Here is a 20,702-nt window from a genome sequence, read left to right as displayed (position 1 = left end):
AAGCAGGGGAGAAGAGAAAATGAGCGTCATCACACTGGGCCTCATCATGGGCATCTGTGGCACTGTTGCGATGGATATCTGGGCGGTCATCCTGACACGGATTGCGGGCATCCCTGCGCCCAATTGGGGCAATGTGGGCCGTTGGGTTGCGCATTTGGGGCGCGGGACAGTGTTTCACGCTGATATCAATACCAGCACCCCCGTGGCCCGCGAACGCCTAATTGGTTGGATTTTCCACTATGCGGTCGGTGCGGTCTATGGTGCGCTGTTTTTGGGGATCATGGGCCAAGCGTGGTTAAGCGCGCCCAATTTCCTGCCGCTTTGGATTTTCGCGATCCTGACCATCGGGGCGGGATGGTTTTTGTTGCATCCAGGCCTCGGGCTTGGATGGGCGCTTGCCAAAACCGCCGCCCCATGGAAGGGGCGGGTTTTGGGCCTTATGGCCCATACGGTCTTTGGCCTTGGAATGTGGATGGGCGCGGTGGCGCTTGGTTAACGATGCGCGTGGATATAGCGCAACAGGCTTGCGGTAGAAGGGTCTAACCCCTCTGCCCCCGCCGCGCCTTCAACGGCGGGTTGCAGCGCCAAAGCCAGTTCTTTGCCCAATTCCACCCCCCATTGGTCATAGGAATTGATCCCCAAAATTACCCCTTCCACAAACACCCGATGCTCATAAAGGGCGATGATCTGCCCCAAGGTGAACGGGGTCAGGCGGGGGTAGATCAGCGTGGTTGACGGGCGATTGCCCATGAAAACGCGGTGCCGCGCTTGGCGTTCCAATTCCGCACCAGACAGGCCTTTTGCAGCCATCATGCCGCGCGCCACCTCAAGGCTACGGCCCTGCATCAAGGCCTGAGATTGCGCCAAGCAATTCGACAAGAGCAGGGTATGGTGATGCGCCAATTCAGGCTCATGCCCTGCGGCGGCCACCATAAATTCGCACGGAACGACACGCGTGCCCTGATGGATCAGCTGATAAAACGCGTGTTGCCCATTTGTGCCCGGCTCGCCCCAAACAATCGGGCCTGAATGATATGGCAAATCCTGCCCATCCATAGACACGCCCTTGCCGTTCGATTCCATTTCCAATTGCTGCAAATAGGCGGGCAGACGCGATAGGCGTTGGTCATAGGGCAACACCGCGCGGGTCGCATGACCGCAAACCTGATTGTGCCACAGCCCGACCAAGGCCAATAATACGGGCATATTCTCGGGAAGATCAGCCTCGCGGAAATGGGCATCCATGGCCGCCGCACCCGCAAGGAATTCGTCAAACTGTTTTGGCCCAATGGCCAGCATCACCCCAAGGCCAATTGGCCCCCAGAGGGAATAGCGCCCGCCGACCCAATCCTCGAACCCAAACACGCGGGACGGATCAATACCATAGGCCGCTGTTTTATCCGTGGCAGAGGACAGGGCCACGAATTGCGCGGCAGGCTCGTTGACCGCCTGCGCCATCCAATCGCGCGCCGTTTGCGCATTGGTCATGGTTTCAATCGTGGTAAAGGTTTTCGAGGCCACAATGACCAAAGTTGTTGTTGGATCAAGCCCTTGCAGCGTGTCGTTGATATGTGCCCCATCCACGTTTGACACATAATGCACGCGCGGCCCATCGTGATAAGGTGCAAGCGCAAGCGTGGCCATCGCAGGGCCCAGATCAGACCCGCCAATCCCAATATTGATCACATCCGTGATCTTGCCGCCCTGCCCCTTATAGCGGCCTGCGCGCAGATCATCGGCGAACTGTGCCATACGGGCGCGGGTTTCTTGCACGGCAGGCAGAACATCCACCCCATCCACCATGATCGGGCCAGAGGGCGCGCGCAAGGCCGTGTGCAGCACCGCGCGACCTTCGGTTTCATTGATCTTTTCGCCCGCGAACATCGCCGTGCGTTTTTCTTCGACATTGGACTTGCGCGCCAATTCCACCAAGAGTGACAGCACCTCATCGGTGATATGTGTCTTAGAAAAATCGAACATCATATCGCCCGTCTTGGCCAAAAACCGCGCAGCGCGGGCAGGATCATTGTCAAAAAGCTGCGACATACGGGTGCTGCGCAGGTGATCCCACGCGGTGGAAAGCTCTGTCCAGATGGTCATGATTTACTCAGCCCAATGAATGGTGGCGGTCTTTAAAACAGTGGCAATTGGTGCTTGATCTTCAGGCAAGTCTGCGGCCCGCTCAAGTGCTGCGCGCTTTTCTGGCCCTGTGATCAAGATATGGCAATGCAGCGCGGCTTTCAGCACGGGGGCGCTCAAGGTGATCCGCGGCTCGCCCGCATTTGCGGCCCGCATCGCCATCAGGGGCGGCGCATCTGCGCTGAGAGCTGCGTTGAGATTATCCCCATCGGGAAAGAGGCTTGCGGTATGCATATCTGCGCCCATCCCCAACAGCAAAACTGTGATCGGCAAATGCGGCAACAGCCCGTTTGTCAGATCGGGGATGCCATCCTCTGGCGTATCGGCGCCGTTAAATAAGGGAATTAACTTTGCCGCGGATGCCTTTGATTGTAATAGCGTTTCCCTCAAAAGTCTTGTGTTGGAGCGTGGGCTATCCTCACCAAGCCAGCGTTCATCATTGAGAAAGACTGCAACATCGCGCCAAGCCAAATCCACTTCGGCCAAGGTTTTGAACACAGGGCCCGGTGTCGTGCCGCCTGGAACACAGAGCGAGGCACGCCCCGCCATGCGCAAGGCCTGCCCTAATTCCGAGGCGATACGATCCGCCAAGGACATCATCAATAGATCGCGGTCGGGATAGGTGATCAATTCCATGAGATCAGCCCACCTCACGCCAACGCCGCCCATCGCGATGCAACAACATCAGCGCATCTTCTGGCCCTGTGCTAAAGGCCTGATAGGGCACGGGGCGCTCATTGCGCGATTGCCACCCTTGGATGATTGGATCCGTCCAACGCCAAGCTGCCTCAACCTCATCGCCGCGCATGAATAGCGTTTGATTGCCACGGATCACATCCATGATCAGCCGCTCATAAGCATCGGGTGCATCGGCCGCATCCGCCCCAAGCGCCTCGGCAAAGGTCATATCAAGCGGCACATCGACCAAACGCATCCCCCCTGGGCCTGGCTCTTTGATGGTGACGCTTAGATCAATGCCCTCATCAGGCTGCAGGCGAATAGACAAAACATTGGGCTTCGTCCCTGCATCCTCATCAAAAATGGAATGGGGCGGTTCTTTGAAATGGATCACAATCTCGGACATCCGCGCGCGCATCCGTTTGCCTGTGCGCAAGTAGAATGGCGTGCCGTTCCACCGCCAATTGGCGATATGCACCTTCATGGCCACAAAACTTTCTGTGCGGCTTTTGGGGTCTTCGACATCGTCCAAATAAGACGCTGTCTTATCGCCTGCTTTATACTGGCCGCGCACAATATCCTCGGGGCGCACAGGATCGAGTGCGCGGATCACCTTAAGCTTTTCATCGCGCACCGCATCAGGGTCAAAATGATTGGGTGGCTCCATCGCGGTCAAACACAGAAGCTGCATCAAATGGTTTTGCACCATATCACGCATCGCGCCTGATTTATCGTAATAGGCCCCCCGCCCGCCAACACCGACCTCTTCGGCCACAGTGATTTGCACATGGTCGACATATTGGGCGTTCCACAGCGGCTCGAACAGGATATTCGCAAAGCGGATCGCCATCAGGTTTTGCACCGTTTCTTTACCCAAATAATGGTCGATGCGGTAAATCTGGCCTTCGTCAAAATGCTCGGCCAGAGTTGCGTTCAAGGCCTTGGCGGTGGCCAGATCATGACCAAAGGGCTTTTCCACCACAATCCGCGCGTCAGAGCGCGCAACTTTATGGGTGTGCAGACGTTCGGCCAGATCGCCAAACAAGGCGGGCGCGACCGAGAAATAAAAGGCCTGCACGACACCATCACGCATTGTTCCCGCGAGATCGGCCCATCCATCCGTGCCGCGCGCATCAATGGCGACATAGCTCAAACGCTGCAAAAACGCGGCAAGGCTGGTTTCATCGCGTCTGGCTTCGGGGGTGAATTCGGCAATGGCCGCGCGGACAAAATCACGAAAGGCTACGTCATCTTGGGATGTGCGCGCTGCGCCGATGATCCGCGCCTCGGGCGGCATTTGCCCGTCATGAAAGCGCCGATAAAGTCCAGGCAGGATTTTGCGCCGCGCCAGATCCCCTGTCGCCCCAAAAATGACCAGATCAAAATCTTCAACTGGAATGACGCGCGAAACCATTTTCTCTCCTTTGCCCTGCATCTGACCCAAATTCTTTGGGAAATTCACAGGTTATTGCCGCCTTTGGCCGCGATTTACGTTAGCGCTAACGAAAGCTAAGGCGGGCTTAGCCAATCTCGAACCCAAAGTCTAGCAGAGCCTGAAGATTTGGCAAAGCGGCGGGGCAGATTTTCGCGCGCTGTGGCGCGGCGTAAAATGAAAAAGGCTCAAGCGGCCTCCCCTCCGCTTGAGCCTCAACGCGACGTGAAACTCCCTTTCGGGGCTCGCGCGTATTCAATGTGCCTGCGACATTTTATCATTTGCAACGATCCGTCAAGAGTTTTGTCACACTCATGTCATCTGGCTTTGGCTTGACCTTTTCCGCCCTGTCGGGCATCGCCTCTGACATTGGGGCGATATTAGGATAAATGCGATGCTGCGCGGGCTCTATAATTGGACAATGGGTTTGGCGGGTCATCGCCACGCCCTGTGGGCCTTGGCGATTGTGTCCTTTGCGGAAAGTTCAATCTTTCCCATTCCCCCTGATATTTTGATGATCCCAATGATCCTTGCGCGGCCCAATCGGGCTTTTTTAATTGCCTCTGTCTGCTTAATCGCCTCAGTTTTGGGGGGTATTGCAGGCTATGCGATTGGGGCGCTGTTCTATGACCAAATCGGCGCGCCGATTTTGGCGGCCCTTGGCAAGGCCGATGCAATGGCCGAGTTTAACACGCGCTTTAATGATCTTGGCTTTTGGCCCGTATTGATCGCAGGGCTAACCCCCTTCCCCTATAAGGTCATCACCATCATGTCAGGGTGGACAGGCCTGCCTTTGGGGACATTCATTGTCACCTCGATCATCGCGCGGGGGATTCGATTCTTTGTCATCGCGGCATTGCTGCGCCAATTCGGCGCCCCTTTACGCGATTTCATCGAGCGCCGTCTGGGGCTGATGTTTACATTGTTCATCGTCATCTTGCTTGGCGGATTTTATGCTGTTAGGTTCATGGGATGATGCGGGATCTGAATTTGTCAAAATTATCCGCCCTCGCGGGTCTGGGGTCTGCCGCGACATTGGCGGGCGCTTTTGGGTTTCAGTATCTTGGCGGGCTTGCGCCCTGCGCCATGTGCCTGTGGCAACGTTGGCCCCATGCGGGCGCTGCACTGGTTGCGCTGTTCATCGTAATCATTGCCGCCATTGCCCCCAAATTGGCGCGCGGCTTGACCCTGATTGGGGCGGGCGCGATGCTCGTGAATGCAGGGATCGCGCTGTATCACACAGGGGTTGAGCGCGGGTGGTGGCAAGGCCCCACCTCCTGCACGGGGGGCGCAGAAGATATCCAGTCGCTTTCGGCCAGTGAATTGCTCTCAACAGACACCGCGCCTGCGATTGTTATGTGTGACGAGGTTGCATGGGCCTTTGCGGGTCTGTCGATGGCCTCATGGAATGGCCTGATTTGCTTGGCCCTGTTCGTGATCTGGGCCAAGGCCGCAGCGGCCAAAGCATAGCCCCACGCCTGTCCCGTGGGCTAGTGATAGGAAATCTCCTCAACGACATTGCGCCATGACCCGTCAGATATCAGCCGCCGATGCGCAAAACGCACAGAATGCAACGGTGCCTCAATCTCGCGCTTCCAGAAATCAATAAATCCGAAAATGCGCGGATAATCTGGCGCGAGATCGTAATCCTGCCAGATGAACACGTTGATAACATTACGATAATCAGGCATCCGATAGTAAAATTCCGCCGTGGTCAGCCCATACCCCTCAAGCATCAGCCCCGTTGCGGTTTCATCACTGTTGCGAGACCCCCAAGTCATCTGCACTTTCCCTTGCTTGGTTCATGATGTCTCATGATTGCAAATGCAAATTAAAAATCAACAAAAACAATGCATTAGCAGCATCCTGCGGTGGCTGATAACAAGCGGTAGACCGACAAAGGCCAATTCACCAGACAGGAGCATTGCGCCCTATATCGCGGGGGTCTATAGTGTCAAATAACAAAATATAGCTGTGCCAAGAGGTGCAGCATGTCATCGCAGAACAAGATCGAAAAGACAGCAGGCCCGCACAGTGACAGATACGCCCGAAACCCCCGAGAATGACCCCGCCACGCTCCCCGCGCGGCACCCGCATTCTGGCCCTTCGATTGATATCGCCGATGAGATGAAAACATCCTTCATCGATTATGCGATGTCGGTGATCATCAGCCGCGCGATCCCCGATTTGCGCGATGGCCTCAAACCCGTGCATCGCCGCATTTTGTTTGCGATGCACGAAACGGGCAACACGCATGAAAAGGCCTATCGGAAATCTGCACGACCCGTGGGCGATGTGATGGGTCAATATCACCCGCATGGCGACAGTGCGATCTATGACGCGCTTGTGCGGATGGCGCAGCCTTTTTCGATGTCCCTGCCCCTGCTCGATGGTCAGGGCAATTTCGGCTCTATGGATGGCGATAACCCCGCCGCCATGCGCTATACCGAAGTGCGCATGGACAAACCCGCCGCCTATCTTTTGGCCGATATCGACAAGGACACGGTCAATTTCCAAGACAATTATGATGGCAAGCAAAAAGAACCCACCGTTCTGCCTGCGCGCTTTCCCAATATGTTGGTCAATGGTGCGGGCGGCATTGCGGTTGGCATGGCCACCAATATCCCACCCCATAATTTGGGCGAGGTGATTGATGCCTGTCAGGCCTTGATCCAAGATCCCGACCTCAGTTCGGAACAGTTGATCGAGTTTATCCCTGCCCCCGATTTCCCCACAGGCGGGATCATCTTGGGCCGCTCTGGCGCAAGGCGGGCCTATACCGAGGGGCGCGGCAGCGTGGTCATTCGCGCGCGCACCCATATTGAGGAAATTCGTAAAGACCGCTTTGCCATCATTATTGATGAGATCCCCTATCAGGTGAACAAGGCCTCGATGATCGAACGCATTGCAGAATTGGTGCGCGAGAAAAAGGTCGAAGGCATCTCAGGCGTGGCGGACGAATCTGATCGCAACGGCGTGCGCGTTGTGATCGAGTTGAAACGCGATGCCACCCCTGATGTAGTGCTGAACCAATTGTTCCGCTTTAGCCAGATGCAGACCTCCTTTGGCTGCAATATGTTGGCGCTGAATGGCGGGCGGCCCGAGCAGTTGGATTTGCGGGGCTTTTTGACCGCCTTTATCGCTTTCCGCGAGGAGGTCGTGGCACGCCGCACCGCGTTTGAGTTGAACAAAGCACGCGAACGCAGTCACATTCTGTGTGGTTTGGCGGTTGCCGTCTCCAATGTCGATGAGGTTGTGGCCACGATCCGCGCCTCCGCAGATGCGGCAGCGGCGCGCGAAGCCTTGATGACACGGCGCTGGCCAGCAGCGGATATTGCCGCCTATATCCGTCTGATTGACGACCCGACCCATACCATGAACGATGACGGCACCTATAACCTCTCCGAGGCGCAGGCGCGCGCGATTTTGGAACTGCGCCTGCAACGCCTGACCCAGATTGGCGTCAAGGAAGTGACGGATGAGTTGGAGGAACTCGCAGGTAAGATCAAAGAATATCTTGCCATCCTCGCCAGCCGTGATCGGATCATGGCGATCATCTCGGAAGAATTGGCCGAGGTGAAAACGGCCTTCGCCGTGCCGCGCCGCACCGAGATTGTCGATTGGTCTGGCGACATGGATGACGAAGACCTGATCGAACGCGAAGACATGGTCGTGACCGTCACCGCAGGTGGCTATATCAAGCGCACGGCCTTGGCTGAATTCCGCGCACAAAAACGCGGCGGCAAAGGGCTATCGGGCGGCAGCCTCAAGGAAGACGATGTCGTAACATCGCTCTTTGTGGCCAATACCCACACCCAGCTTTTGTTCTTCACCACCGATGGGATGGTCTACAAGCTCAAGACATGGCGCTTGCCGCTTGGCAGCCGCACATCAAAAGGCAAGGCCATTGTGAATATCCTGCCCATTCCTGTGGGGGTTACGATTGCGGCGATCATGCCGGTTGATCGCCCCGAGGAAGATTGGGGCGATCTGCAAATTATCTTTGCCACATCCGCAGGCGATGTGCGCCGCAACCAATTGTCGGATTTCACCAATGTGAAATCAAACGGCAAGATTGCAATGAAATTGCCCGAAGATGGGACAGTCAGCCTTGTGAATGCGCGCATCTGCACCGAGGAAGACGATGTGATGTTGGTCACCGAAGGGGGGCGCGCGATCCGCTTCTCTTGCACCGATGTCCGCGTCTTTAAGGGCCGCGACAGCACAGGCGTGCGCGGCATCCGTTTGGGTGATGGGGAATCTGTGGTTTCCATGGCCGTGATCCGCCATTTCACCGCTGACCCTGCTGAGCGCGCCGCCTATCTCAAACAGCGCCGCGCCTTGGCAGGTGCGCCCGAAGATGAGGTCGAAACGGACGAGGATGAGGGCGTGGTGGCCGAAGGCACCCTTAGCCCTGAACGCTTTGCCGAAATGCGCGCCTCAGAGGATTTGATCCTGACCATTACAGAAAGCGGGTCTGGAAAGTTATCTTCAAGCCATGATTACCCTGTCAGGGGCCGTGGCGGCATGGGGGTTATGGCCATCGACAAGGCGATGCGCGGCGGGCCACTGGTGGCAGCCTTCCCTGTCGAGATGACCGATCAGATCATGCTCGCCTCATCAACGGGTCAATCTATTCGCGTGCCTGTTGAGGGCATCTCATTCCGTTCACGCTCGGCAGGTGGGGTGAAGGTGTTTAACACCAAGGCAGGCGAAACCGTTGTGTCAGTCGCGCGCATCGTTGAAGGTGATGACGAGGACACCGCCACGGCGGATGCGGATGCGGCCGAGGCCAGCGCAGAGAGCTGAAGCTCAGGCCCGCTCAAACCAAAAATTTACGACCCACATCAAGGGCCGCACCGCCAAGGCGCGTGCGGCCCTTACGATTTAAGATAAATTGCGGCCATTAACCATATGATATAATTCATATATATTTTTTCTTCACCATGCGCCATTTGCAAAAGAACCTTTGTTGAAAGCGCGTTCTGATGGCTGCACCAATCTCGCAATTTTGCCTTTGCCTCGGTCTGGCCTCTTTGGCTGCGGATATGGCGCACGCCGATAATTTGGGCCTGCGTGCCGCAACGCTTGGGCTTAACAGCACTGGTGCTGACCAAAATGGGGCGCATCTCAATCTTGATTACGCGATTACCGCGCATCACGGGTTTGAGGTGAATTTTGATCTGGCCGATACCGAAATCGGCACCATTGGCGCCGTTCGGGCAGGCCTACACCTCAGCCCTGCCGCTGATCGGCGCTATGGTCTTTTTGCCTATTTGGCCGATCTCAACAATGAAAGCAGCCGCTGGGGTGGGCTTGGCATTCAAGGGCGCCGTGAAATTGCAGGGCTTACGTTGGGGGCTTATGGCGGGCTTGGCCTGCGCGACAGCGCCATGGCGACACGCCCCCTTGGGGATGCAGATGTGCTTTTTGCAGGTGGTGAGATCCGTCTTGATCTGGGCCCCGCATGGCAGGCCTTTGCGCAAATCGGACTTGCAGAATTTGACGAATTGCGCCTGTCCACAACGCAGGTCACTGGCGAAATTGGTGTGCAATGGCTGGATCACAGCGGTGCAGTTGCGGTGACGGCAAGCTATGGTTTTGAAGAATTCTCCAACCCCGCCTTGCGCGATAGAGGCCAGTTCCGTCTTGGGGTCGAGATCGCCTTGGGGAACCGCCCTGTTTACACGCCCCTGCCCTTTGCAGACCCATTCCTGCCTGTGGTGGCGCGCGGCCTGTAACGCCCCCCAAAAAACCCGTTTCACCCTGCCCCGCTTTTGATCTAAGAAGCGCCCATGTCAGATAACGCGCTTCATATCATTGGCGGCGGCATGGCGGGCTCTGAGGCCGCTTGGCAGGCCGCAGAGCTTGGTCAACAGGTCGTCATCCATGAGATGCGCCCAAAGATTGGCACATTTGCCCATCAAACTGGGCATTTGGCGGAAATGGTATGTTCCAATTCCTTCCGCTCGGATGATCACGAACAAAACGCGGTCGGCCTTTTGCATTGGGAAATGCGCGCGGCAGGTGGCCTCATTATGGAAATGGCCTATCACCACCGCCTGCCTGCAGGGGGCGCATTGGCGGTGGATCGTGATGCTTTCGCCCAAGCCGTCACAGCGCGGCTGCACGCGCATCCCAATATTACGATTGAGGAAGGCGAAATCAGCACCCTGCCCGAAACAGGCCATTGGATCATAGCAACAGGCCCGTTGACATCAGGCGCGCTGGCACAGGCCATTGCCAAAGAGGCAGGTCAAGACAGCCTTGCCTTTTTCGATGCCATCGCCCCCATCGTTTATGCCGAGAGTATCGACATGTCGCGGGCGTGGATGCAGTCGCGCTACGACAAGGGCGAAACCGAGGAAGAGCAGCGCGCTTATCTCAACTGCCCCATGACGCGCGACCAGTATGAGGCCTTTATCGATGCCCTGCTGGCTGCCGAAAAAACCGAGTTTCACGAAGGCGAAACGGCGGGCTATTTCGATGGATGCCTGCCGATTGAGGTCATGGCAGAACGGGGCCGCGAAACCCTGCGCCACGGGCCTATGAAACCTGTGGGCTTAACCAACCCGCATCAGCCCGATGTGAAACCTTGGGCTGTGGTGCAGCTGCGCCGCGACAATAAACTGGGCACGCTTTACAATATCGTGGGCTTTCAAACCAAAATGAAATACGGCGCACAGACCGAGGTGTTGCGCATGATCCCCGGTTTGGAGGAGGCACGATTTGCCCGTCTTGGCGGCATTCATCGCAACACCTTCATCAATTCCCCCACGCTTCTCGATGCGCAAATGCGGTTGAAATCCATGCCGCATATCCGCTTTGCGGGCCAAATCACGGGGGTTGAGGGCTATGTTGAATCGGCGGCAATGGGTCTGCTAGCGGGGCGCTACGCGGTGGCAGAATTGCGCGGCCTCACCCCGCCCGATTTGCCCAATACCACCGCGATGGGGGCCTTGATCCATCACATCACAGGCGGGGCGGAGGCGAAAACCTTTCAGCCGATGAATGTGAATTTCGGTCTTTTTCCCCCGGTCGAAGGCCCGAAATCGGGGCGGCGTGGACGCAAAGACCGCTATAAGGCCTATACGGACCGCGCCAAGACCGATTGGCGCGCATGGCTTGATGCCTTCCCTGCCTAAGGGCTGTGTCACCCGATTTGCCCCGTCCCCCACAGGGCCTTTGCATTTGGGCCATGCCTATAGTGCGTGTCTGGCTCATGACATGGCGCGAATGACGCAGGGGCAATTTTTGCTCAGGATTGAGGATATCGACCAATCCCGCGCCCGCCCGCAATGGGAGGCGCAAATTTATGATGATCTGACATGGTTGGGGCTGTCTTGGCCCCTGCCCGTGATGCGGCAATCCGAGCAGATGGCCCGCTATCGCGCCGCTTTGGATCAATTGGCGCAACAGGGCCTGATTTATCGCTGCACCTGCCGCAGGCGGGATATCGAGGCGGCCAGTGCCGCCCCGCAGGAAGGGGCCCCCACATTCGGGCCAGATGGGCGCATCTATCCTGGCACTTGTCGCGGCCAGACTGTGACCAGTGCCGCCGAGGCCGAAGGGGCCGCCTTACGCCTTGATCTGGCGCGCGCCTTTGAGCGCCTTGCGCAAATGCGTTTCACAGAAACAGGGCCACGCCATCAGGGGCGGCATGAGATCACGCGCGATGCCGCGCTGGCCCATATTGGCGACCCTGTATTGGCGCGGCCAGACATGGGCAGCTCTTACCATCTCAGCGTGGTGGTTGATGACGCGGCACAAGGCGTGACCCATGTCATTCGCGGCGAAGATTTATTTGAGGCAACCGCAATCCATGTGATTTTGCAAAATCTGTTGGCCTACCCCGTGCCGCAATATCATCATCACGCCTTGATCCGTGATGAGCAGGGCAAACGTCTGGCCAAGCGCGATGATGCGCGCGCTATTGCCCTTTATCGGGATACAGGAAAAACCCCTGCGGATATTCGTGCAATGGTCGGGCTTTAGCCCTCGGGTTGCATCAATTCGACCTCGCCCCCCTCGCGGATCGCGGTGTAAAAGCAGCTGCGGCGATTGGTGTGGCAGGCAGGCCCCGTTTGCCGAACCACGAGCAAAAGACAATCGCGGTCACAATCCACTCGCAGATCAACCAAATCCTGCACATGGCCCGAGCTTTCACCCTTAACCCAAAAAGCCGCGCGCGAGCGGCTCCAATAGGTGACTTTGCCTGTTTCTAGGGTTTTTACGAGAGAGGCGCGGTTCATCCATGCCATCATCAGCACATCGCCCGTCTCGGCGCATTGCGCAATCGCAGGGATCAGACCCGCCTCATTATAGCGCAGGCTATCTGGGTCAAATTCCACAGCACCCGTCATTTCCACATCTCACCCTTTCCAAATGGTCATATTCACACTAGCTCTTGGGGGGAGATCATGGAAGGGGCCGAGACGCGCATGGCTGAGATGAGCGACACAAAATCCGATTTGGTGCAGCTATATTCGCAGCGAATTCTGGCATTGGCGGCGGATATTCCGCATCACGGGCGGCTTGAGGCGCCACAGGCCAGTGTCAAGCGGCGGGCCCCGCTTTGCGGATCAACCGTTACAGTGGATTTGGATATCGCCGAGGGGCGGATCAGCCGCTTTGCCCAAGATGTAAAGGCCTGCGCACTCGGTCAGGCCTCCGCCGCATTGATGGGTGCCCATATTCTGGGCCGCAACCGTGCCGAAATTGCCGCCGCCCGAGACGCGCTTGCCGCCATGCTCAAAGGTGAGGGGAACGGGCCAGAGGCCCCATTTGAGGGTTATGAGGTGCTGACCCCCGCCCGCGATTATCGCAATCGCCACGCCTCTATCATGCTGTCACTCGAAGCGACCCTTGAGGCGATGGAGCGCGCCGAAGACCCCTAAAAAAAACCGCCCCTGCAGGGCAATGCAAAGGGGCGGTCACAGTGATGCGGTGTATCGTTTCAACCGTGCGATTGGGGGATCGCGCGGCCTATCGGCATTGGGGACAGATCCGAGGCAAGGATCATGATGCCAAGGGGGCGCATACCCCTGAAACCTGAACCGCAGGCAGAAAACTTAGAAAAATTGCGGCAGATGCAGCAGCCCCATCGCCAAAACAACAAGGGACATCGCCCCGCAAAGATCGGCCAAAAGCGTGGTGGATGAACGCGTGATAATCGTTTTTACATCTGACAACATGGGCCATCTCCCGTTAATGTTGCCGGATTGTTCTCATACCCTGACGCGAGTCGTCAAGAACTTTTTGAGAACATTTGTGAACAAAGCGGGTCAGCCCGCCGAAATCAGGCGAATAGCCTTATCTTGCTCAAGCAACCATAACAGGGTGCGTGCGGCCTGACCGCGCGGCCCCTCAAGCGATGGATCAAGCGCCAAAAGCGCCCGCGCATCGCTTTGCGCCATCGCCATCAAGCCGCCATGTTGTTCCAGATCGGCCACGCGAAACCGCGGCAGACCAGATTGCGCCGTGCCAATCACATCGCCTGCGCCACGAATGGCCAAATCTTCTTCTGCGATGACAAAGCCATCATCCGTGTCGCGCAGGACATGCAAGCGGCGCTTGGCCGTTTCTGTCAGGCCATTGCGATAAAGCAGCACGCAAGTCGATGCACGGCTGCCGCGCCCCACCCGCCCCCGCAATTGATGCAGCTGCGCCATGCCGAAAAGATCGGCCTGTTCAATCACCATAATGCTGGCATTTGGCACATCCACCCCCACCTCAACCACCGTGGTGGCCACCAGAACCTTGGTGCGGTTTTCATTGAATTCGGTCATGGCCGCATCTTTTTCAGGGCCGCTCATCTGCCCATGGACAAGGCCCACCACCCCCTCGCCCAGTCGTGCGCGCAAGGATTTAAAGCGTTCTTCAGCGGCGGTGGCCTCGTAAACTTCGGATTCCTCAACCAATGGGCAAATCCAATAGGCTTGCTGGCCCTCTGCCACCGCCTTTTGCAGATGTGCCACCACCTCATCCATCCGCGCCTCGGACACCAAAGCCGTGGTGATCTTTTGACGATTGGCGGGTTTTTCATCCAAGATCGACTGATCCATATCGCCATATTGCGCAAGGCTCAGCGTGCGGGGAATGGGCGTGGCCGTCATCACCAACATATCCGCCAAAGCGCCCTTTTCCCCCAATCGCAGGCGTTCGCGCACGCCAAAGCGGTGCTGCTCGTCCACAATCGCCAAACGCAGATCGGCAAATTCAACATCCTCTTGAAACACGGCATGGGTGCCGACCAAGATCGCGATATCGCCGCGCGCAAGGGCGGCCAGTTTTGCGGCCCGCTCGCGCCCCTTATCCGCCCCTGTGAGAACCTCAAGCACGACACCTGCCGCTTCGGCCAAGGGGCGCAGATTGGCGGCGTGCTGTTGCGCAAGGATCGAGGTGGGCGCCATCATCACCCCCTGCCCACCCGCCTCGACCGCCGCCAAAAGCGCCATCAAAGCAACAAGGGTTTTGCCCGCCCCAACATCGCCCTGCAACAGGCGGCTCATCCGTTCGGGCGCGGCCATATCGGCCACGATTTCCGCAATGGCGCGGGTCTGTGCGCCCGTGGGGCTGTAGGGCAAGCTTTGCAGAACCTTGGCCCGCAGCGCACCATCGCCTTGGCTGATCCGCCCTTTGCGCCGCTTGGCCCGCGCCCGCGCAAGGGCAAGGGTCAATTGATGAGCAAACAATTCGTCATAGGCCAGACGCAGCCGCGGCTTGGCATTGGGGGCGGCCTCACTGGCCGATTGCATATGGTGCTGTGCCCGCATCGCAGTGGCCCAATCGGGCCACCCCTCGCGCGCCTTTAGGGCGGGATCAATCCATTCGGGCAGGTCAGGCACGGCTTGCAAGGCATCGGCAATCGCGCGCGCCATGATCTTTTGCGTCAACCCTTGCCCAAGCGGATAAATCGCCTCGAATTTGGGGAGGGTTTCCGCCTCCTCAACGGGCAGGATGTGATCAGGATGCACGATTTGCGCAATCCCATCGAAAAGCTCAACCTTGCCCGAGATCAGACGCCGCGCGCCTATGGGCAAAAGCTTTTCGAGATAGGGCGCACGCGCGTGAAAAAATACCAGATCAAAGGCGGTTTGACTGTCGGTGACCGTAACCCGATAGGGCCCACGCCCGCGGGACGGGGGCGGGCGGTGACGGATCACCTCAACCTCTAGCGTGGCAATGCGCGGTGGGGTGATTTCAGCAAGGCGCGTTACGGGGCGGCGATCCACCACACCCACGGGCAAGGTGTAAATCAGATCTTTCGGGGTTTCGATATGAAGATGCCCCAATGCCTGCGCAGCTTTGGGGCCAATACCAGATAGGCCCTCAAGGCGCGAGAAGAGCCCGAACAAAACCTCTGGTCGGCCCTGCGCGGCCATGGGTTAAAGATCCCCAATGAGGGCCAACCACGCATCTTCATCAATGGTTTCAATGCCCAATTCTGCGGCCTTTTTGGCCTTTGATCCTGCCCCAGGCCCTGCAACCAAAAGGTCGGTTTTGGCAGAAACCGAACCTGCGACCTTGGCCCCCAAACTTTCGGCACGCGATTTGGCCTCTGCGCGGGTCATCTTTTCGAGACTGCCCGTGAACACCACTGTCTTGCCCATCACGGGGCTGCCCGACACATCACGAATAGCGGGCGATTGGATCTCAAGATGGGCCACAAGCCGTTCGATTGACGCATATTCACGCGGCTGCGCCCATGCCTCGCAGAGCGCCGTGGCAACCGTATCCCCGATGCCATCAATACCAGTGATTTCGGCCCATGCGGGACTGTCCTCAAGCAATTTTTTGCGCGATTTGGCGTCAGGCGCCGTTGCGGCAGGCTCAAGGCGGGCGGCATGAATGGCCGCGTCAAAGGCGGCCCAACTGCGGAAATGTTCGGCCAAATCCTTGGCCGCCACCTCGCCCACATGGCGGATGCCCAAGGCAAAGATCAGACGGCCGAGGGGGATTTGACGTTTCTCTGCAATCGCAGCGAAAAGATTTTGCGCAGATTTATCCCCCCACCCCTCGCGGTTTTTTAGCTGCTGGATACCGCTGCCATAGCGTGCCTCAAGGGTGAAAATATCGGCAGGCTCGGTGATCCATCCGTCTTTGTTGAATTGTTCGACCTGCTTTGCCCCTAAACCCTCGATGTCAAAGGCCGCGCGCGAGACGAAATGCTTGAGGCGCTCAACCGCTTGGGCTGGGCAGATCAGCCCGCCCGTGCAGCGGCGCACGGAATCGCCCTCCTCACGATGCGCCTCTGATCCGCATTCGGGGCATGTGGTGGGAAAGATATAGGGCTGCGCATCAGCAGGGCGCTGCGTGACATCCACATCTGCAATTTTGGGGATCACATCACCCGCGCGATAGACCTGAACCAAATCACCCACGCGAATATCGCGCCCCGCGCGGATCGCCTCGCCTGTGTTGTTGCGGCCTGCGATGTAATCCTCGTTATGCAGCGTTGCATTCGAGACAACCACACCGCCCACAGTCACGGGGGCAAGCCGCGCTACGGGCGACAACGCGCCTGTGCGCCCCACTTGGATGTCGATCGCCTCGATCCGCGTCCAGGCCAGTTCAGCGGGGAATTTATGCGCAATGGCCCAACGCGGGGTGGTGGCACGCAACCCCAAGCGGCGCTGCAAGGCCAGATCATCGAGCTTGTAGACCACCCCATCAATATCATAGCCAAGACCCGCGCGATCATGGGCAATTGCCTGATAATGGGCGATAATCGCCTCAAGGCTCTCGCAGCGAATGGTTAAGGGATTGGTCAGAAATCCAAAATCACGCAATTTCGCAATCAGTCCAAATTGCGTGTCTGCAAGCGGAGCGGAGACAACCCCAAGCGCATAGGCGAAAAACCGCAGCGGGCGGGCGCGGGTGATCTCGGCATCCAATTGGCGCAGCGATCCTGCGGCCGCATTGCGTGGATTGGCAAAGGTTTTGCCCCCTGCCTGCTCGGCGCGCGCGTTGAGCGCGGCGAAATCTGCGTGGCTCATGTAAACTTCACCGCGCACTTCGAGAATATCGGGACAATCGCTGTGATGGATGGCCTGCGGAATATCGGCAATCGTGCGGGCGTTGGCGGTGACGTTTTCGCCCGTCTCCCCATCGCCGCGCGTGGCGGCATGCACCAAAACGCCGTTTTCATAGCGCAAAGACAGGGACAGCCCATCGATTTTTGGCTCGGCGGTAAAGACCAAGGGCGTGGTATCAGACAGGCCCAAATAGCGCTGAATGCCCGCGATAAATTCCGCGACATCGGCCTCGTCAAAGGCATTGGCCAAGGACATCATGCGTTCGGCATGGGTGATTTTGCCAAAGCCCTCGGCAGGGCTGGCGCCGATTTGCGCGCTTGGACTATCGCCGCGGATCAGATCGGGAAACCGCGCCTCAAGATCCGCGTTTTCGCGTTTCAGGCGGTCATATTCCGCATCGCTGAGGGTGGGCGCGTCTTCTTGGAAATAATCCTTATTGGCGCGCGCCAAAATATCGGCCAATTCGGCCAAACGCTGTGCCGCCTGATCGCGCCCTAAGAGGGATACCCCCGCGCCCGTGTTTTGATCTTCTTCTGACATAGACCGCCTCGCCTGACTGCTGCCCTATAGATATGGGCAGCAGCGGCAGAGGTCTAGCGCAGATCAAGCCGTGGCAGCCAAAGCGGCCTTTGGATGCGGATCACGCAGCACGTAACCACGCCCCCAAACCGTTTCAATATGGTTCTGACCGCCCGAAGCCTCGGACAGTTTTTTGCGCAATTTACAGATGAAAACGTCAATGATCTTCAATTCTGGCTCATCCATGCCGCCGTAAAGATGATTGAGGAACATCTCTTTCGTTAATGTCGTGCCTTTGCGCAGCGATAGCAGCTCAAGCATTTGGTATTCTTTGCCCGTCAAATGCACCGCGCGCCCCGCCACCTCGACCGTTTTGGCATCAAGGTTGACGCAAATCTCACCGGTTTTGATCACCGATTGTGCATGCCCCTTTGAGCGGCGGATAATGGCATGGATGCGCGCCACCAGTTCCTCGCGATGGAAGGGTTTGGTGAGGTAATCATCAGCGCCAAACCCGAATCCTTTGAGTTTGCTATCGGTGTCATCTGCGCCTGTCAGGATCAGGATCGGCGTATCAACCCGCGCCATACGCAATTGGCGCAGCACCTCGAGGCCGGTCATATCAGGCAGATTCAGATCCAAAAGGATCAGATCGTAATCATATAACTTGGCCAGATCGATGCCTTCCTCACCCAAATCGGTGCAGTAGACATTCAGATTGGCGTGCCGCAGCATCATTTCGATGCTTTTCGCGGTGGTTGGATCATCTTCAACCAAGAGAAGCCGCATCTTCTAACCTCCTAATACTCGCTTAAAGAGGATAATCGCGTCAAAAGGTTAATTTAGCTTTAATTCAAAATATGTATAAATTACATATATTATTTATTTTGACTGCGGCCAACTCAATCTTTGCTCGCCTGATGGCGGGCGCGCGGCAGAGCCAGCGGCGGGTGATTTTATGCCCTGCTCGCGTGGATAGTTTTGCACTGCTGTGGCCTTGAGTGCCGCCTCACCATAGCGGCTGGCCTTGGCAAGCCAAGTGTCCAATTCCTCCGCCGACAGATCCCAACGGCTCAGTGCCTCGTCCCGTGAAATAAGGCCTGTCGCAATCGCCCGCAACACGCATGCCTTTCGGCTTGCGACCCACCTTGTGGTGTCTGCGGGGGGCAAATCAGCGCGGGTCATCTGCTGACCATTAGGCAACGTGACGCTGACAGGGCCTTTGGGTTTGCGGATATACATAACTTTATCCTTATTCACGAACGCAGGCCTAGGGCTAACCCCCCAAGCCTTAAGGCAAGGTAAGCGTCCAAGCCTTCAGCCCCTTGTGAATAGATAAGATTTTCCTATATTCCGCCCTATCATCTGGAGATCGACATGCCCCTTGACCGCCCCAATGCGCCGCTCAACTCGCTTGGCTTTGCCAAACCCCCGCAGGAGACGCGGGTTGTTGTGGCTATGTCTGGGGGGGTGGATAGCTCGGTTGTGGCGGCCCAATTGGCCGAAGAAGGCTATGATGTGGTGGGCGTCACCCTGCAACTTTATGATCACGGTGCGGCCTTGGCAAAAAAAGGCGCCTGCTGTGCAGGGCGCGATATTCACGATGCGCGCCGTGTGGCCGAAAATATGGGCTTTCCGCATTATGTCCTTGATTACGAGAATATCTTTAAGGATGCGGTGATTGACGAATTCGCCGATGCCTATCTCGCAGGGGCCACGCCTGTGCCCTGCATCCGCTGCAACGAGCGCGTGAAATTCAAAGATCTGCTTGCCACCGCACAAGAACTCGAGGCCGATTGCATGGCCACGGGGCACTATATTCAACGCAAAATGGGGGCTGAGAAAGCAGAGCTTCATTGCGCCGCAGATGCAACGCGCGATCAGTCCTATTTCTTGTTTTCGACCACGCAAGCGCAATTGGATTTCCTGCGCTTTCCCCTTGGTCATCTGGCGTCTAAGGAAGAAACCCGCAAACTGGCCCATAAATACGGACTGCCCGTGGCTGATAAGCCAGACAGCCAAGATATCTGCTTTGTGCCAAATGGCGACTATGCCAGTGTAATTGAAAAATTGCGCCCCGGCGCGGCGGATCCGGGCGATATCGTGGATATGGAAGGCCGTGTATTGGGCCAACATAATGGCGTGATCCATTACACAATCGGCCAACGCCGCGGCCTTGGCATTGGGGGGCTGGCTGACCCGTTATATGTGGTCAAACTTGATCCAGAGGCGCGTCATGTCGTGGTCGGCCCCAAGGAGGCCTTGGCGACCCGCCATATCCCTGTGCGCGAAATCAACTGGTTGGGTGATACGCCCTTTGACAGCGAAAAGACCCGCGAGGTTGCGGTCAAAATCCGCTCAACTCGCCCACCACGCGCGGCCCTGATCCATCCGACATCCCCGACAACCGCGATGGTGGAATTGCTGACCGCCGAAGAAGGTGTCAGCCCCGGTCAGGCCTGTGTCTTTTATGATGAGAACAGCAGCCGAATCTTTGGCGGTGGATGGATCCACAAAGGGTAAAATGCCCGCGCATTTTTCGTCAATCTAGGGAAGAAGTGGCGCGGTTGACGGGGCTCGAACCCGCGACCCCCGGCGTGACAGGCCGGTACTCTAACCAACTGAGCTACAACCGCGCAGACGAACAGGGGCTTTTGGGGCGCGATGGTGGTGGCGCGGTTGACGGGGCTCGAACCCGCGACCCCCGGCGTGACAGGCCGGTACTCTAACCAACTGAGCTACAACCGCTCACCATCGGCCACAGGCAACCCTGTAGCGTGCAGGGTGTCTATGCTGCGCGCCCTGCCCCGTCAAGGCCCCCTTTGGCGCGATTGGCGCAAAAAATGCGCAAAAGCAAATTTGCGTTTGACCGCATACGTGCAGGGAAAGTTCAGAGC

At 57.4% G+C, this 20,702-nt stretch carries 18 protein-coding genes and 2 tRNA genes; 9 read left to right on the top strand and 11 right to left on the bottom strand.

Translation table 11 applies throughout. The features are described from left to right. Positions 1-19 precede the first annotated feature (19 nt). The gene (locus I3V23_01430) at positions 20-496 is read left to right on the top strand and encodes a DUF2938 domain-containing protein (GenBank protein QPI85697.1); all 477 of its coding nucleotides are present in this window, start codon (positions 20-22) and stop codon (positions 494-496) included. Here the strand turns inward: I3V23_01430 and pgi are convergent. Genes pgi through zwf form a run of 3 tightly spaced genes read right to left on the bottom strand, consistent with a single transcriptional unit; the run spans position 493 to position 4,231 of the window. Further along, entirely contained in the window at positions 493-2,100 is a 1,608-nt protein-coding gene (gene pgi, locus I3V23_01425) for a glucose-6-phosphate isomerase (GenBank protein ID QPI85696.1), read from the bottom strand. The two genes, I3V23_01430 and pgi, sit on opposite strands and share 4 nt — an antisense overlap. 3 nt (positions 2,101-2,103) lie before the next feature. After that, positions 2,104-2,775, bottom strand: coding sequence for a 6-phosphogluconolactonase (gene pgl, locus I3V23_01420; protein ID QPI86627.1), 672 nt, complete (start codon positions 2,773-2,775; stop codon positions 2,104-2,106). A 4-nt stretch (positions 2,776-2,779) separates the two neighbouring features. Further along, positions 2,780-4,231, bottom strand: coding sequence for a glucose-6-phosphate dehydrogenase (gene zwf / locus I3V23_01415; GenBank protein QPI85695.1), 1,452 nt, complete (start codon positions 4,229-4,231; stop codon positions 2,780-2,782). Between the two features lie 412 nt (positions 4,232-4,643). On the opposite strand from zwf, the gene I3V23_01410 reads away from it, so the two are divergent. Both I3V23_01410 and I3V23_01405 read left to right on the top strand, forming a co-directional pair. Continuing rightward, complete coding sequence (locus tag I3V23_01410) at positions 4,644-5,225, top strand: DedA family protein (GenBank protein ID QPI85694.1); 582 nt, start codon at positions 4,644-4,646, stop codon at positions 5,223-5,225. Further along, positions 5,222-5,719: a disulfide bond formation protein B gene (locus I3V23_01405; GenBank protein ID QPI85693.1), complete on the top strand. Its 498-nt coding sequence runs from the start codon at positions 5,222-5,224 to the stop codon at positions 5,717-5,719. Before I3V23_01410 ends, I3V23_01405 begins: the two co-directional genes overlap by 4 nt. Positions 5,720-5,739: 20 nt before the next feature. Here I3V23_01405 and I3V23_01400 read toward each other — a convergent pair whose 3' ends face one another. Further along, positions 5,740-6,030: an usg protein gene (locus I3V23_01400; GenBank protein QPI85692.1), complete on the bottom strand. Its 291-nt coding sequence runs from the start codon at positions 6,028-6,030 to the stop codon at positions 5,740-5,742. Positions 6,031-6,283: 253 nt separating this feature from the next. On the opposite strand from I3V23_01400, the gene gyrA reads away from it, so the two are divergent. The 4 genes from gyrA (at position 6,284) to gluQRS (ending at position 12,244) form a co-directional block, all read left to right on the top strand. Continuing rightward, on the top strand, positions 6,284-9,058 hold the full coding sequence (gyrA, locus tag I3V23_01395; GenBank protein ID QPI85691.1) for a DNA gyrase subunit A: 2,775 nt from the start codon (positions 6,284-6,286) through the stop codon (positions 9,056-9,058). Positions 9,059-9,237: 179 nt separating this feature from the next. Continuing rightward, the gene (locus I3V23_01390; GenBank protein QPI85690.1) at positions 9,238-9,990 is read left to right on the top strand and encodes a hypothetical protein; all 753 of its coding nucleotides are present in this window, start codon (positions 9,238-9,240) and stop codon (positions 9,988-9,990) included. Between the two features lie 54 nt (positions 9,991-10,044). Beyond that, on the top strand, positions 10,045-11,394 hold the full coding sequence (gene trmFO / locus I3V23_01385; protein QPI85689.1) for a methylenetetrahydrofolate--tRNA-(uracil(54)-C(5))-methyltransferase (FADH(2)-oxidizing) TrmFO: 1,350 nt from the start codon (positions 10,045-10,047) through the stop codon (positions 11,392-11,394). Beyond that, complete coding sequence (gene gluQRS / locus I3V23_01380) at positions 11,378-12,244, top strand: tRNA glutamyl-Q(34) synthetase GluQRS (protein QPI85688.1); 867 nt, start codon at positions 11,378-11,380, stop codon at positions 12,242-12,244. Before trmFO ends, gluQRS begins: the two co-directional genes overlap by 17 nt. On the opposite strand, the gene hisI is transcribed toward gluQRS, so the two are convergent. After that, a complete protein-coding gene (gene hisI / locus I3V23_01375; GenBank protein QPI86626.1) occupies positions 12,241-12,600 on the bottom strand; it encodes a phosphoribosyl-AMP cyclohydrolase in 360 nt (119 codons plus the stop codon). The genes gluQRS and hisI overlap by 4 nt on opposite strands. Before the next feature lie 99 nt (positions 12,601-12,699). On the opposite strand from hisI, the gene I3V23_01370 reads away from it, so the two are divergent. Beyond that, positions 12,700-13,146 carry an iron-sulfur cluster assembly scaffold protein gene (locus I3V23_01370; GenBank protein ID QPI86625.1) on the top strand — a complete coding sequence of 149 codons (447 nt, stop codon included), beginning with the start codon at positions 12,700-12,702 and terminating at the stop codon, positions 13,144-13,146. A gap of 387 nt (positions 13,147-13,533) precedes the next feature. On the opposite strand, the gene recG is transcribed toward I3V23_01370, so the two are convergent. The 4 genes from recG to I3V23_01350 form a co-directional block, all read right to left on the bottom strand. Then, positions 13,534-15,633, bottom strand: coding sequence for an ATP-dependent DNA helicase RecG (recG, locus tag I3V23_01365; protein ID QPI85687.1), 2,100 nt, complete (start codon positions 15,631-15,633; stop codon positions 13,534-13,536). A gap of 3 nt (positions 15,634-15,636) precedes the next feature. Continuing rightward, positions 15,637-17,826, bottom strand: coding sequence for an NAD-dependent DNA ligase LigA (ligA, locus tag I3V23_01360; protein QPI85686.1), 2,190 nt, complete (start codon positions 17,824-17,826; stop codon positions 15,637-15,639). A 63-nt stretch (positions 17,827-17,889) separates the two neighbouring features. Beyond that, the gene (locus I3V23_01355; protein QPI85685.1) at positions 17,890-18,594 is read right to left on the bottom strand and encodes a response regulator transcription factor; all 705 of its coding nucleotides are present in this window, start codon (positions 18,592-18,594) and stop codon (positions 17,890-17,892) included. 93 nt (positions 18,595-18,687) lie between these two features. Beyond that, entirely contained in the window at positions 18,688-19,047 is a 360-nt protein-coding gene (locus I3V23_01350) for a DUF1153 domain-containing protein (protein QPI85684.1), read from the bottom strand. A 135-nt stretch (positions 19,048-19,182) separates the two neighbouring features. On the opposite strand from I3V23_01350, the gene mnmA reads away from it, so the two are divergent. Beyond that, positions 19,183-20,328 (top strand): tRNA 2-thiouridine(34) synthase MnmA, encoded by a 1,146-nt coding sequence (gene mnmA / locus I3V23_01345; protein ID QPI85683.1) that lies wholly within the window; start codon positions 19,183-19,185, stop codon positions 20,326-20,328. A 36-nt stretch (positions 20,329-20,364) separates the two neighbouring features. Here the strand turns inward: mnmA and I3V23_01340 are convergent. Together I3V23_01340 and I3V23_01335 are read right to left on the bottom strand one after the other, a co-directional pair. Beyond that, positions 20,365-20,441: transfer RNA gene (locus tag I3V23_01340), tRNA-Asp, on the bottom strand. 35 nt (positions 20,442-20,476) lie between these two features. After that, positions 20,477-20,553 (bottom strand) — tRNA-Asp (locus I3V23_01335). Between the last annotated feature and the right edge of the window lie 149 nt (positions 20,554-20,702).

It is taken from the genome of Rhodobacterales bacterium HKCCA1288 (genome assembly GCA_015693905.1).
GTDB lineage: Bacteria > Pseudomonadota > Alphaproteobacteria > Rhodobacterales > Rhodobacteraceae > M30B80.
Note: the sequence above shows the minus strand (reverse complement) of the source record. Positions and strands in the feature narration are given on the sequence as shown.

Bases quoted from the DNA above. Each gene is read 5' to 3' on its own strand.
- I3V23_01430 (QPI85697.1), top strand. From the start codon at position 20: ATGAGCGTCATCACACTGGGCCTCATCATGGGCATCTGTGGCACTGTT.
- pgi (QPI85696.1), bottom strand. From the start codon at position 2,100: ATGACCATCTGGACAGAGCTTTCCACCGCGTGGGATCACCTGCGCAGC.
- pgl (QPI86627.1), bottom strand. From the start codon at position 2,775: ATGGAATTGATCACCTATCCCGACCGCGATCTATTGATGATGTCCTTG.
- zwf (QPI85695.1), bottom strand. From the start codon at position 4,231: ATGGTTTCGCGCGTCATTCCAGTTGAAGATTTTGATCTGGTCATTTTT.
- I3V23_01410 (QPI85694.1), top strand. From the start codon at position 4,644: ATGCTGCGCGGGCTCTATAATTGGACAATGGGTTTGGCGGGTCATCGC.
- I3V23_01405 (QPI85693.1), top strand. From the start codon at position 5,222: ATGATGCGGGATCTGAATTTGTCAAAATTATCCGCCCTCGCGGGTCTG.
- I3V23_01400 (QPI85692.1), bottom strand. From the start codon at position 6,030: ATGACTTGGGGGTCTCGCAACAGTGATGAAACCGCAACGGGGCTGATG.
- I3V23_01390 (QPI85690.1), top strand. From the start codon at position 9,238: ATGGCTGCACCAATCTCGCAATTTTGCCTTTGCCTCGGTCTGGCCTCT.
- trmFO (QPI85689.1), top strand. From the start codon at position 10,045: ATGTCAGATAACGCGCTTCATATCATTGGCGGCGGCATGGCGGGCTCT.
- gluQRS (QPI85688.1), top strand. From the start codon at position 11,378: ATGCCTTCCCTGCCTAAGGGCTGTGTCACCCGATTTGCCCCGTCCCCC.
- I3V23_01370 (QPI86625.1), top strand. From the start codon at position 12,700: ATGAGCGACACAAAATCCGATTTGGTGCAGCTATATTCGCAGCGAATT.
- recG (QPI85687.1), bottom strand. From the start codon at position 15,633: ATGGCCGCGCAGGGCCGACCAGAGGTTTTGTTCGGGCTCTTCTCGCGC.
- ligA (QPI85686.1), bottom strand. From the start codon at position 17,826: ATGTCAGAAGAAGATCAAAACACGGGCGCGGGGGTATCCCTCTTAGGG.
- I3V23_01355 (QPI85685.1), bottom strand. From the start codon at position 18,594: ATGCGGCTTCTCTTGGTTGAAGATGATCCAACCACCGCGAAAAGCATC.
- I3V23_01350 (QPI85684.1), bottom strand. From the start codon at position 19,047: ATGTATATCCGCAAACCCAAAGGCCCTGTCAGCGTCACGTTGCCTAAT.
- mnmA (QPI85683.1), top strand. From the start codon at position 19,183: ATGCCCCTTGACCGCCCCAATGCGCCGCTCAACTCGCTTGGCTTTGCC.